Source organism: Vagococcus sp. CY53-2 (assembly GCF_022604695.1).
In the GTDB taxonomy this organism is placed as follows: domain Bacteria; phylum Bacillota; class Bacilli; order Lactobacillales; family Vagococcaceae; genus Vagococcus.
Map to the genome: position 1 here is coordinate 277,472 of NZ_JALAHP010000002.1, position 13,467 is coordinate 290,938.

A 13,467-nucleotide genomic window follows, 5' to 3' on the forward strand; every position below is an offset into this window, starting at 1 on the left:
TTCTGTTGAAAAACTAGGTTTACAATACAATAAGTATTGACATGACAATGATTTTATAACTCTTTATCTTATTCAACGGCAAATTTGTCAAAAAAAGGTCAAAAGATTAAGACTAGAAAAAACGATTTTTTTAACTTGGTTTTTTTTAGTAAATAAAATAAAAAAATTGTATAAAGAATGATCATTACTAATTATTTCACACGTTGTCTTTTTATATAAAAGTATTGTTGACTTGTTATTTAAAGGGTGCTATTCTTTGGATGTCGATTGAAAGCGCTACCTAATAAGTTGTGCTTTATTTTAACAAAAGTAAGGGAGTGAAAAAAAGAAGTAAATTCTTACTTTTTATTATAAAAGTAGGTTATAGTATCTGTACATAGTTTTTACGTGTATCAAACCATAAATTGAAAGGATGTTGTTTATAATGGCAAAAATTATTGAATGTGTCCCAAATTTTAGTGAAGGTAAAAATGAAGAAGTAATTAACGGATTAGTTTCAGTGGCAAAAAGTGTCGGTGGAGTGACGTTGTTAGATCATTCTTCAGATAAAAGTCATAACCGTAGTGTGTTTACACTTGTTGGGGATGAAGATGGTATTCAAGAAGTTGCTTTTCAATTAGTTAAATATGCAAGTGAAAATATTGACATGACAAAACATACAGGAGAACATCCTAGAATGGGTGCAACCGACGTTGTTCCATTTATCCCGATTAAAGATGTAACGTTAGAAGAATGTATCGACATTTCGAAAAAAGTAGCAAAACGCATCAACGATGAATTAGATATCCCAATTTTCTTATATGAAGAATCAGCATCTGCCCCAACTCGTAAAAACTTGGCAAAAGTGCGTAAAGGACAATTTGAAGGCATGCCAGAAAAATTAAAAGAAGAAGAATGGGCGCCTGATTTTGGTGAAAGAGTTATCCATCCTACAGCAGGAATTACAGCAGTTGGAGCAAGAATGCCATTAGTAGCCTTCAACGTCAACTTAGATACTGATAACATTGATATTGCTAACAAGATTGCTCGTATCATTCGTGCTTCTGGTGGTGGATTTAAATATTGTAAAGGTATTGGGGTTATGTTAGAAGATAGAAACATCGCTCAAGTTTCTATGAACATGGTTAACTTTGAAGGAACGCCACTTTACCGTACATTTGAAACAATTCGTTTTGAAGCAAAACGTTATGGCGTAAATATTATTGGTAGTGAAATCATTGGTCTAACACCAGCAAAAGCATTGATTGATTGTGCCGAATACTACCTACAAGTAGAAGACTTTGATTATGGTAAACAAGTATTAGAAAATCATTTATTAAATTAAGGAGCTGCTAAATATGAAATTAGTCGAATTAACAGTGAGTGAATTTGTTGAAACATTGGGATCAGATGCTCCCGCTCCTGGAGGAGGATCAGCAGCGGCATTATCTGCAACAATGGGAATTTCTTTAACAAAAATGGTTTGTGAATTAACAATTGGTAAAAAGAAATATGCTGAATATGAAGATGACATTAAATTAGTGTTCGATCAAACAAAACAACTCCAAAAGAATTTACTTGAAGCAATAGATAAAGATACAGAAGCATTTAACGCAGTTTCAGCAGTGTTTAGTATGCCAAAAGAAACAGATGATGAAAAAGCAGCTAGACGTGCGGCTATGCAATTAGCTTTAGAAGGAGCAGCTAAATCACCATTTGATATGATGAAGTTAATGTTAGAAGCACTTGAAGTGACAAAACGTGCTATTGGAAAATCAAATACTAATGCAGCAAGTGACTTAGGTGTTGCAGCACTTAGCTTAAAAGCTGGGATTCAAGGCGCATGGCTGAATGTTTTAATTAATTTATCAGGTATCAAGAATGAAGAATTTGTCGCGTCTTATCGACAAGACGGTGAAGCATTATTAGCTAAGGGTTGTTTATTAGCAGATGAAATTTATGAGGAAACATTAAAAGTCGTTTAAAAAAGATGTTAATTAATTAAATGGAAGGGTTGAAGAAAAAGTTATGGCACATTTATCAGATATCGAAATCGCAAATTCAGTTGAAATGAAACCAATTAAAGAGGTAGCGGCTCCATTAGGATTAAAAGAAGAGGATTTAACACTTTATGGTAATTATAAAGCGAAATTAGATGCTCGTGAATTAACTAGGCTAGAAAATGAAAAAGACGGTAAATTAATTTTAGTAACAGCTATTACACCAACTCCAGCTGGAGAAGGAAAAACAACCACATCTGTTGGGTTAGCTGATGCCTTTACTAAATTAGGTAAAAAGGCAATGATCGCTTTACGTGAACCATCATTAGGACCAGTATTTGGTGTGAAAGGTGGAGCAGCAGGTGGTGGACATGCTCAAGTTGTCCCTATGGAAGATATTAACTTACATTTTACTGGTGACTTCCATGCGATTGGCGCAGCAAATAATTTATTAGCTGCTTTGATTGATAACCATATTCATCATGGTAATGCCTTAGGCATTGATAGTCGTAACATTACATGGAAACGTGTTGTTGACATGAATGACCGTCAATTGCGTCATATTGTGAATGGATTACAAGGACGCGTCAATGGTGTTCCTAGAGAAGATGGTTATGATATTACTGTAGCATCAGAAATTATGGCTGTGTTATGTTTATCAAATGATATTGATGACTTAAAAGAAAAATTGAAAAACATGGTAGTAGCATATAATTTTGAAGGAAAACCAGTTACTGCTGGCGATTTGAAAGCAGAAGGTGCAATGGCAGCTTTACTTAAAGATGCGATTCATCCAAACTTAGTTCAAACATTAGAACACACACCAGCCATTATTCATGGTGGACCATTTGCCAATATTGCACATGGATGTAACAGTATTATTGCAACAAAAATGGCGATGAAATACGCAGATTACGCGATCACAGAAGCTGGCTTTGGAGCAGACTTAGGTGCTGAAAAATTCATCGATATTAAATGTCGTTTAGGAAATATCAAACCTGATGCCGTTGTATTAGTCGCAACAATTCGAGCTCTTAAAATGCACGGTGGCATTCCTAAGAAAGAATTAGAACCAGAAAACGTAGAAGCCGTTGTTAAAGGATTAACTAACTTAGACAAACATATTGAAAACATTCAAGACGTTTATGGGTTACCTGTTGTTGTAGCAATCAACAAATTTCCATTAGATACAGATGCTGAAATCGAAGCAGTTGAAAAAGCATGTAAAGAGCGTGGCGTAGAAGTTGTTTTATCTGACGTTTGGGCTAATGGTGGCGAAGGTGGTATTGAGTTAGCTGAAAAAGTCATGGAGTTAGCAGAACAAGATAATAGTTTCAGCTACGTATATGACTTAGAAGATTCAATAGAAGAAAAATTAACTAAGATTGTACAAAAGGTTTATGGTGGTAAAGGAATTGAATTAACTGCACCGGCTAAAAAACAATTGAAACAATTAGAAGAATTGGGTTACGATAAGTTGCCTATCTGTATGGCGAAAACGCAATACTCATTCTCTGATGATGCGACACTTGTTGGTGCACCAAAAGACTTTACGATTACGATTAAAAATCTCAAAGTATCTGCTGGTGCAGGTTTTATCGTAGCGTTAACTGGCGCAGTTATGACAATGCCAGGACTACCAAAATCACCTGCATCTGAAAGAATTGATATCGATGAAGAAGGTAACATTACTGGATTGTTCTAAAAGGTAGAGGAAAAAATATGTCGTATCATTTATTTAAACAGAATGATCATCAAACATCTCGTTGGAGTGGAGGAGAAACGATCCAAGTGTTTCTCTACCCACCAACGGGTAAGTATGAGCCTGGAAAATTTGACTACCGTATTTCTACGGCTTCAGTAGAAATCGAAGAAAGCACATTTTCAGCATTACCTGGCTATAAGCGTTTGTTGATGTCATTGAATCATCCATTAGAACTGACACATGAATCAGAATCGTTTACTGTTAATAAAAAAATGAAACCGTTTGAAGTTGATGCGTTTGATGGAGCAGATAAAACAAAAAGTGTCGGGAAATGTCAAGACTTTAACGTTATCTTTAAACCAACCTACACTAGTGAAATGTCTGCTGTTTCAACTATTCGTGATAGACAATTATTACCTTGTGTTCGATACTTTTACTATATGTTGGTTGATGGAGTCATGACGTATATAGACCAAGAAGAAAAACATGTTGCCAAGTTGGAAGCCGGAGATTGTGTCATGGTAGAAGAGAGTCGTACGATTTCGATGATTAGTATAGAATCTCATCAACCACAACAATCACCAGCAACTGTCGAAGTTGTTGTTTGGAAAAATGAAAAGTCGCTCTAATAAAAATAATTTGGATAGGAAGCATTTTTATATATTAAAAATGAACAAATTATGTTAACGATCAGATGATCGGAAAGGGGCCCCTTATGATTACCGAAACAAAAACACCGGTTGATGAGATTAAATTAACCGAAATAAACTCAGAAAGTTCAAAATTTAGTTTAGGCGGTGCAACACTTTACGGTATTAATGCAGTAGTTGGTTCAGGTATTTTCTTATTACCACAAACAATTTATCGAGATTTAGGACCAGCTTCTCTATTAGCCATGGTATTTGATGCGGTGTTGGTGTTACTTTTGGCAGTATGTTTTGCTGAAGTGGCGTGTTATTTTGACAAAAATGGTGGTGCGTTCCAATATTCTAAATCAGCTTTTGGTGATTTAGTTGGATTTATCGTTGGACTATTAGGTTGGTTTGTAACGATTATCGCTTGGTCAGCAATGGCAGCAGGATTTGCCAAATTATTAATTGTTACAATACCTGCATTAGAAGGGCATAATAAAGCGATTAGTGTTATTTTAGTGATATTATTATCTATTATTAATAGTACCGGACTTAAAACATCCAAAATTTTTACCATCAGTATCACGATCGCAAAATTGATTCCTATTATTGCGTTTACCTTTATGAGTATTTTCTTTATTAAAAATGGTTTTGACGCTGGTAACTTTACACCATTCCTACAACTAAAAGAAGGTATGACGTTATCTAAGGCTATGGCCGGAACATCAATGACAGTATTTTATGCGTTTATCGGATTTGAAGCGTTACCAGTTGTAGCTGGTGAGATGAGAAATGCGAAGAAAAATGTTCCAAAAGCAATTATTGGCTCAATTAGTATCGTATCAATTCTTTACTTCATGATTATCGCTGGAACCATTGCGATGCTTGGAGTGGGGATTTTAGAAACAAATGCGCCTGTACAAGATGCCTTTGCTATGATGATAGGACCTGCTGGTAGATGGATTATTTCCATCGGGGCACTTATTTCAATTCTTGGATTAAACGTTGGGGATTCAATGATGATTCCTCGTTATGGAGCAAGTATTTCTGATGAAGGTTTACTACCAAAAATCGTTTCTAAGAAAAATAAAAAAGACGCACCTTATGTAGCCATTATCATCTCTTGTGTATTGACTTGTTTATTATTATTAAGTGGAAGTTTCGAACAATTAGCAGAATTAAGTGTTGTGTTTAGATTTATTCAATATATCCCAACAGCAATCGCCGTTATTTTCTTACGTAAGAAAAATCCTGGTGTGGAAACAGCCTTTAGCTTACCATTTGGTCCAGTGATTCCACTACTTGCTGTAGCAGTTAGTGTGTGGATGCTTGTCATGGGAGCAAACAGTAAGAGTTTAATTGCTGGAGGTATTGGTATCATTATCGCTGCAATTTTCTATTTCGTATTGAATGGTAAAAACGCAAGTAAAGCGAAATAAAGGGTTAAAGAGTATTGAATGAGTGAAGTGAGTTGTTAAGTTGAAAATGAGTTTAGGAGGAAGCAATAATGACTGAAGTAATTACATTAACAGGTAATGATTTAACATTGGAACAAGTGGTAGAGGTAGCAAGAAAAGGTGCAACAATTACGTTATCACAAGAAGCAATCGAGGCAGTGAATGCTTCAAGAAAAATTATTGATGATATTGTCGACAGTAAAAAAGTAACTTATGGTGTCAATACTGGATTTGGTTCCCTTGTTAAAGTAAGTATTCCACAAGAAGAAACTAGACAATTACAAGAAAACTTAATTCGTACTCACTCAAGTGGATTTGGTGATCCTTTAGGAGAAGATGAAGTACGTGCTATTATGTTAATCCGTATCAACTCTTTATTAAAAGGCTATTCAGGTATTCGTTTAAGTACCATTGAAACCTTAATGGCTATGTTAAATAATGGCGTTGTACCACATATTCCAGAAAAAGGATCTTTAGGAGCTTCAGGAGATTTAGCACCATTATCACATATGGTGTTACCAATGTTAGGATTAGGGCGTGCTTATTACAATGGTGAATTATTAGAAGGTAAAGAAGCAATGGCTCGTGCTGGTGTTGAAGTGATTCACTTAGAAGCAAAAGAAGGTTTGGCTTTAATTAACGGTACAACAGTTTTAACCGCTATCGGAGCATTAGCAACACATGATTCAATCGAGTTATTAAAACTTTCAGACATTGCCGGAGCATTATCATTAGAAGTACACAATGGTATTGTAAATGCCTTTGATGAAGAGTTACATATTATTCGTCCTCAAAGTGGGCAACTTGCAACAGCGAAAAATATTCGTCACATGTTAGAAGGAAGTACCTTAACAACGCAAGCAACAGCTGAACGTGTACAAGATCCTTACACATTACGTTGTATGCCTCAAATTCATGGTGCAAGTAAAGATACTGTGGCTTACGTGAAGAAAAAAGTGGAAATCGAAATTAACTCTGTAACAGATAATCCAATTATCACTCGTAGTGGAGATGTTATTTCAGGAGGTAACTTCCACGGTGAACCAATGGCACAACCATTTGACTATTTAGGAATTGGTTCTGCTGAAATTGGTAACGTGTCTGAACGTCGTGTTGAACGTTTGGTAAATACTAACTTAAGTGGTTTGCCTTCATTCTTAGTGAAACATCCAGGCGTTAACTCAGGATTTATGATTACACAATATGCTGCAGCATCATTAGCATCAGAAAACAAAATCTTATCACATCCAGCAAGTGTGGACTCAATTACATCTTGTGAAAACCAAGAAGACTTTGTCAGTATGGGAACAACAGCAGCTAGAACTGCTAGAGATATTACGAAAAACTCTCGTCGTATCGTCGCAACTGAAATGATGGCAGCATGTCAAGCTATTGACTTCATTAAAGACCGTGGTGTATTAGGTAAAGGAACTCAAGTAGCGTATGATGTCTTTAGAAAATATGTGAAATTCATTGATTTAGATAAAGATATTGAAATGTATGACGAATTAGAAAAAGCCACAGATGTATTAATCAATGGCGAATTATTAAAAGCTGTTGAAGAAGTTGTAGACTTAGATATCGAATTTGATTTTAGAAAATAAATAAACCACTTATAAAGCTCTGAATTGATTAAGATTCAGAGCTTTATTTTTAAATAAGTCGTGATAACTATTGAGTATCGAATCAATATTATGTAGTATGAATATAACGAGAAAAGGATGGTGTATGACGATGAAATATCAGAAACCAAAAGGAACAAACGATATTTTACCAGGTGAATCAGAAAAATGGCAGTTTGTAGAATCAACTGCACGTGACGTATTAAAAAAATATGACTTTCATGAAGTCAGAACGCCAATGTTTGAACATATTGAAGTTATTACACGAGGTGTTGGTGAGTCAACAGATATCGTGACAAAAGAGATGTATGATTTTAAAGACAAAGGTGATCGCCATATTACGCTTAGACCTGAAGGAACTGCTCCATTAGTTCGTTCATACGTTGAGCATAAATTATTCGGACCGGAACATCAAAATCCGTTTAAAGCTTTTTATATTGGCCCAATGTTTCGCTATGAACGCCCTCAAGCAGGACGTTTACGTCAATTTAACCAAATGGGGATTGAAGTATTAGGTAGTAGTAATCCAGCAACAGATGTTGAAGGGATTTTAGTCGCACTAGATTTCTTTAAACGTTTAGGCGTGACACATACTCAATTAGTGATTAACTCACTTGGAACAAGAGAAAATCGTATGGTTTATCGCCAAGCATTAATTGATTATTTAGAGCCTTTAAGCGACCAATTAAGTGATGACTCAAAACGTCGTTTACATACTAACCCACTTAGAGTATTAGATAGTAAAGATAAAAAAGATAAAGAAATTGTCGAAAATGCACCGTCAATTTTAGATTATCTAGATGAAGAGTCAAATGCTTTCTTTACTGAAGTGAAATCATTACTTGATGCAATGGGTGTGGAGTATGTAGTCGATCATAGAATGGTTCGAGGTCTTGACTACTACAATCACACCGTATTTGAAATTATGAGTAATGCGCCAGGATTTAATGGTGCGATTACCACAATTTGTGCTGGTGGACGTTATGATGGATTGGTTTCAGAGTTTAATGGACCAGATAGTCATGATTCAGGATTTGGGTTTGGTATGGGGATTGAACGTGTCTTAATTACAATGGATGCTGAAGGAGTAGAAATACCTGCAGCAAACAACGTGGATGTATATGTTGTTGGTCTAGGTGAAGAGACAAACTGTGAAAGTTTAAAATTAGCACAAGCAGCAAGACAAGCTGGATTTGTTTGTGAACGTGATTTTCTAAATCGTAAAGCCAAAGCACAATTTAAATCGGCAGATAAATTAAATGCCAAACTTGTTTTAATTATTGGTGAATCAGAATTAGCAGAAAAAGTTGTTCGTGTAAAAAATATGGTGACAGGTGAAGAGACAACCGTTTCATTAGATGATATTTATACATCCTTTAGCAATGTTTACAACAACATAATAGGGGAGTAAACGTATCTTTGGAGGAGACTTACTATGAAACGATTTAGCAAGGACTCTAGTACCATTGCTGATTATACTCGTAAATTAACGGTTATATTTTTATACGCGTTATTATACGCGATTGCTTTGAACATGTTTTGGCATCCAGCTTCAATCTATACTGGTGGAATCACTGGTTTTTCTCAAATAGTAAACACTGTTTTTGACAAATGGTTTGGCGTTAATTGGTCAATATCGGTCATTTATTATTTGATGAATCTACCATTTTTAATTTATGGTTGGAGAAAAATGAATAAAGAAATTGTCATTTTTACTTTAATAAGTGTGACAGCCGCATCCCTTGCAATTAGCATTGTACCTGAAATTGTACTAACTAAAGACCCAATTATCTGTGCACTGTTTGGTGGGGCCATTGGAGGGAGTTCTCTAGGATTAGCTTTAAAAAATGGTGTTGCTACAGGTGGACTTGATATTGGGATTATTGTGATTCGACGCAAGACAGGGCGTAGTATCGGCTCAATTTCGATGGTAATCAACGGGATTATTGTAATAGCAGCAGGCTATCTATTTGGTTTTCCGTATGCTTTTTATAGTTTGCTATCCATTATTGTGAGTGGAAAAGTGACTGATTTTATTTTTACTAAACAACAAAAAATGCAAGCTTTAATCATTACTAGACAGCCTGAAAAAGTGATCGCCGAACTTAAGGTGCGATTACTTCGAGGTGTGACGATTTTAAATGAAGCAGAAGGAGCGTATGATCACCGTGAAAAAGTGGTTCTTTTGACGGTTATTACACGTTATGAAATGCCATTATTGGAAGAAGCAATCAAAGAAGCGGATAATGAGGCCTTTGTTAGTATCTCAGAAAATGTCCACACAATTGGAAAATTTGATGATTTTGAATTTTAAATCAATAGAAAAGCCACTTAGCGATTTGCTAGGTGGCTTTTTATAAACTCATTTTCACATGACAGGTAAAAATAAGACTTACACAAGTTGTCGATTTTTTGAAACCAATTCTCCATTTTTATAAACATCTTTGACTAAGTTTGTTGCAAAGAAATATAATGGATAATCAATATTTGGTGCATCAAATACGGCAATGTCAGCACGTTTTCCTTCTGTGAAACTTCCGATTGATTCCCCTAAACCAACTGAGTAAGCAGCATTGATTGTCACGGCATTAAATACTTGGATTGGTGTTAAATGCATTTTGAAACAACCAAGTTGCATAATAAATTGAATGTTTGCTGTTGGACAGCTTCCAGGGTTTGAGTCAGTGGACAATGTAATAGCCATACCAGCATCTAACATTTTTTTGGCAGGAGCGTAAGTATCAGCCATTAAACTGAACGTTGTTCCTGGTAATAAGTTACCAATAACACCTGCTTCACTCATTTTTTTGATCCCTTCATCAGTAGCAGCCATTAAATGTTCCGCACTCACTGTTTCAAGTTCTGCCGCCACATCAACTCCACCGATTGAGTCGATTTCATCAGCATGAATACGCAATTTGAAGTCTAAGTCTTTTGCTGCTTGAAGTAAGCGACGAGATTGCTCCGCTGTAAATACACCAGTTTCACAGAATATATCACAGAAGTCTGCTAAATTTTCTTCTTTTACTTTTGGTAGCATCTCAATGATGATTTGATCGATAAACGCATCCCCATCGTCATTAAATTCTTCAGGAATAGCATGAGCTGCCATAAATGTTGACACTAAATCAATTGGATGAGTATGATTTAATTCTTTTACCACATTCATTTGTTTTTTTTCTGTTTCCCAATCAAGACCATAACCACTTTTTGCTTCAACTGTTGTTACACCGTGGATTAACATCTCATCTAATAAATGACTTGATTTATCGTAAAGGGTGTCAAAAGAAGCACTCTTTGTCGAGCGTACAGTACTTAAAATACCGCCACCTTCTTTTAAAATATCTAAGTAAGAGACACCATTTAATTTTTTGGCAAATTCATTTTCACGGCTGCCACCATATACTAAGTGAGTATGACAATCAATCAATCCTGGTGTTGCAAGTTTTCCTTTATAATCATGGATTTTAGTATGATCACCAATTAGAGAGTCGTCAGGAGTCCCACTACCAATTTTTAAAATTTTACCATTTTTAATGGCAATGTAACCATCTTCAATAATGGTTGCTTCAGACATTTCTGCTCCCTTTAATGCTCGTTGTTTATCTATCGGTGAAAAAATTTGACTAAAGTGTACTAATAGTTTATCTGCTTTCATGAAGATTCCTCCTTTTATTCTTACACTAATTATAACCATTTAATGAGTATAATGTAGTCTTGTATCATCTAAAAAGGGTCAAAAAATTTTTTTTAGAAAAAAAAGAGAAAAAAAGAGACTTTTTGCTGTAAATTGACCCATAATAGACTATGGGAGGATAAACTAAAGCCATAACTTAATGATTCATTCACTTATGTCTGCAGGAAAAGAGATAAGTAACTCAAGATAAACTAAGGAGGAAGTAACAATGATTAAAAATACTGATATTAGTAAAGCAATGACGATTAAATTGCCAGATGTGTTACCAGATATTCCGAAATTCGAAGAAGGCATTCGTCGTGCCCCAGACAGAGGATTCCGTTTAACTGAAGCACAAACTGAATTAGCATTAAAAAATGCGCTTCGTTATGTACCAGAACAATTTCATGATCAAGTGATTCCAGAATTCTTAGAAGAATTAAAAACAAGAGGTCGTATTTATGGCTATCGTTGGTATCCAAAAGAACGCATCTATGGTAAACCAATAGATGAGTATAAGGGAAAATGTACCGCAGCTAAAGCAATGCAAGTGATGATTGATAATAACTTAGACTTTGACATTGCACTATATCCATATGAATTAGTGACTTATGGAGAAACAGGCCAAGTCTGTTCAAACTGGATGCAGTATCAATTAATTAAACGTTACTTAGAAGAGATGACTGATGAACAAACATTGGTTCTTGAATCTGGTCACCCATTAGGCTTATTTGCTTCTAAAAAAGATGCTCCAAGAGTCATCATCACAAATGGTTTACTTGTTGGGGAATATGACAATATTCACGACTGGGAAATCGCAGAACAAATGGGTGTCACAAACTACGGACAAATGACTGCTGGAGGATGGATGTACATTGGTCCTCAAGGGATTGTTCACGGAACATTTAATACATTATTAAATGCCGGTCGTTTGAAATTAGGAATTCCAGACGATGGAGATTTAACTGGAAAACTATTCATAACATCAGGTTTAGGTGGTATGAGTGGGGCTCAAGGTAAAGCTGGTGAGATTGCTAAATCAGTGACAATTGTAGCTGAAGTTGACCGCTCTCGTATCGATACTCGTTTAGAACAAGGATGGATTAGTCATGTGACTGAAACACCAGAAGAAACAATGACATTAGCTAAAGAATATTTAGATAACAAAGATTCAACATCTATTGCTTATCATGGTAATGTTGTTGACTTACTTGAATATGTTGACAAACATGATATCCATGTTGATTTATTATCAGACCAAACCTCTTGTCATAACGTATATGAAGGTGGTTATTGTCCAGTTGGTATCACATTTGAAGAAAGAACTCGTTTACTTGCTGAGGATCAAGAAACATTTAGAAAAATGATTGATGACACGTTAGCTCGTCACTTTAACGTGATCAAATCATTAACAAGCAAAGGAACTTACTTCTTTGACTATGGTAATTCATTTATGAAAGCTATCTATGACACAGGAATTAAAGAAATTTCTAAAAATGGTGTGGATGATAAAGATGGATTTATCTGGCCATCATACGTAGAAGATATTATGGGTCCTATGTTATTTGATTATGGTTATGGTCCATTTAGATGGGTATGTTTATCACGTAAACATGAAGACTTAATGGCAACAGATAGAGCTGCAATGGAAGTAATCGATCCAACTCGTCGTTATCAAGACCGTGATAACTACAACTGGATTCGTGATGCTGAAGATAACAAATTAGTTGTTGGAACAGAAGCTCGTATATTATATCAAGATGCAATGGGACGAGTGAATATTGCGCTTAAATTTAACGAAATGGTTCGCCGTGGGGAAATTGGCCCTGTGATGATTGGTCGTGACCATCATGACGTATCTGGAACAGACTCACCATTCCGTGAAACATCAAATATTAAAGATGGGAGTAATGTAACGGCTGATATGGCAACACAATGTTACGCAGGGAATGCTGCTCGTGGTATGAGTTTAATCGCTTTACATAACGGTGGTGGTGTTGGTATTGGTAAATCTATCAACGGTGGCTTTGGTCTAGTATTAGATGGAACTGAATTAACAGACGACATCATCAAATCTGCGATTGCATGGGACACTATGGGTGGAGTTGCTCGTCGTAGTTGGGCAAGAAATGACCATGCGATTGAAACATCAATGGAATATAATGAAGTGAGAAAAGGATCAGATCATATCACGATTCCATATTTAGCTGATGATGAAAAAGTAAAATCAGCAGTAAGTGATTTATTTAAATAACGATTAGAGTGGACTTCCTATCCAAATCTCTAAACCCTCTCGTTTTTTACATTGAGAGGGTTTTATTATCTTGATTTTTCCGAAAACGATTTCTTTTACTATAACAAAATAGTATAATTATGGTGACAGGGTATATGTGTAT

The 13,467-nt window shown here is 35.5% G+C and carries 10 protein-coding genes; 9 read left to right on the forward strand and 1 reads right to left on the reverse strand.

What is annotated here, in order from left to right:
* Window positions 1–424 precede the first annotated feature (424 nt).
* The 8 genes from ftcD to MN581_RS05250 all read left to right on the forward strand — a co-directional run bounded on the left by ftcD (window position 425) and on the right by MN581_RS05250 (window position 9,709).
* Complete coding sequence (ftcD, locus tag MN581_RS05215) at window positions 425–1,324, forward strand: glutamate formimidoyltransferase (RefSeq protein ID WP_117972620.1); 900 nt, start codon at window positions 425–427, stop codon at window positions 1,322–1,324.
* Window positions 1,325–1,337: 13 nt separating this feature from the next.
* On the forward strand, window positions 1,338–1,964 hold the full coding sequence (locus MN581_RS05220) for a cyclodeaminase/cyclohydrolase family protein (RefSeq protein WP_241699324.1): 627 nt from the start codon (window positions 1,338–1,340) through the stop codon (window positions 1,962–1,964).
* A gap of 43 nt (window positions 1,965–2,007) precedes the next feature.
* Window positions 2,008–3,684, forward strand: coding sequence for a formate--tetrahydrofolate ligase (locus tag MN581_RS05225; RefSeq protein WP_241699325.1), 1,677 nt, complete (start codon window positions 2,008–2,010; stop codon window positions 3,682–3,684).
* A gap of 17 nt (window positions 3,685–3,701) precedes the next feature.
* Entirely contained in the window at window positions 3,702–4,313 is a 612-nt protein-coding gene (locus MN581_RS05230) for a HutD family protein (protein WP_241699326.1), read from the forward strand.
* An 86-nt stretch (window positions 4,314–4,399) separates the two neighbouring features.
* Window positions 4,400–5,755 carry an APC family permease gene (locus MN581_RS05235; RefSeq protein ID WP_241699327.1) on the forward strand — a complete coding sequence of 452 codons (1,356 nt, stop codon included), beginning with the start codon at window positions 4,400–4,402 and terminating at the stop codon, window positions 5,753–5,755.
* 68 nt (window positions 5,756–5,823) lie between these two features.
* A complete protein-coding gene (gene hutH, locus MN581_RS05240) occupies window positions 5,824–7,377 on the forward strand; it encodes a histidine ammonia-lyase (protein ID WP_117972625.1) in 1,554 nt (517 codons plus the stop codon).
* Between the two features lie 130 nt (window positions 7,378–7,507).
* Window positions 7,508–8,806: a histidine--tRNA ligase gene (gene hisS / locus MN581_RS05245; protein WP_117972626.1), complete on the forward strand. Its 1,299-nt coding sequence runs from the start codon at window positions 7,508–7,510 to the stop codon at window positions 8,804–8,806.
* A gap of 24 nt (window positions 8,807–8,830) precedes the next feature.
* Window positions 8,831–9,709: a YitT family protein gene (locus tag MN581_RS05250; RefSeq protein ID WP_117972627.1), complete on the forward strand. Its 879-nt coding sequence runs from the start codon at window positions 8,831–8,833 to the stop codon at window positions 9,707–9,709.
* Window positions 9,710–9,787: 78 nt separating this feature from the next.
* Here the strand turns inward: MN581_RS05250 and hutI are convergent, their stop codons facing one another.
* On the reverse strand, window positions 9,788–11,053 hold the full coding sequence (gene hutI, locus MN581_RS05255) for an imidazolonepropionase (protein ID WP_117972628.1): 1,266 nt from the start codon (window positions 11,051–11,053) through the stop codon (window positions 9,788–9,790).
* A gap of 247 nt (window positions 11,054–11,300) precedes the next feature.
* On the opposite strand from hutI, the gene MN581_RS05260 reads away from it, so the two are divergent.
* Window positions 11,301–13,325, forward strand: a complete 2,025-nt coding sequence (locus MN581_RS05260) for a urocanate hydratase (RefSeq protein WP_241699328.1) — start codon at window positions 11,301–11,303, stop codon at window positions 13,323–13,325.
* Window positions 13,326–13,467 lie beyond the last annotated feature (142 nt).

Excerpts from the sequence above, each read along its gene's own strand:
- ftcD (WP_117972620.1), top strand. The coding sequence starts at position 425 with ATGGCAAAAATTATTGAATGTGTCCCAAATTTTAGTGAAGGTAAAAAT.
- MN581_RS05220 (WP_241699324.1), top strand. The coding sequence starts at position 1,338 with ATGAAATTAGTCGAATTAACAGTGAGTGAATTTGTTGAAACATTGGGA.
- MN581_RS05225 (WP_241699325.1), top strand. The coding sequence starts at position 2,008 with ATGGCACATTTATCAGATATCGAAATCGCAAATTCAGTTGAAATGAAA.
- MN581_RS05230 (WP_241699326.1), top strand. The coding sequence starts at position 3,702 with ATGTCGTATCATTTATTTAAACAGAATGATCATCAAACATCTCGTTGG.
- MN581_RS05235 (WP_241699327.1), top strand. The coding sequence starts at position 4,400 with ATGATTACCGAAACAAAAACACCGGTTGATGAGATTAAATTAACCGAA.
- hutH (WP_117972625.1), top strand. The coding sequence starts at position 5,824 with ATGACTGAAGTAATTACATTAACAGGTAATGATTTAACATTGGAACAA.
- hisS (WP_117972626.1), top strand. The coding sequence starts at position 7,508 with ATGAAATATCAGAAACCAAAAGGAACAAACGATATTTTACCAGGTGAA.
- MN581_RS05250 (WP_117972627.1), top strand. The coding sequence starts at position 8,831 with ATGAAACGATTTAGCAAGGACTCTAGTACCATTGCTGATTATACTCGT.
- hutI (WP_117972628.1), bottom strand. The coding sequence starts at position 11,053 with ATGAAAGCAGATAAACTATTAGTACACTTTAGTCAAATTTTTTCACCG.
- MN581_RS05260 (WP_241699328.1), top strand. The coding sequence starts at position 11,301 with ATGATTAAAAATACTGATATTAGTAAAGCAATGACGATTAAATTGCCA.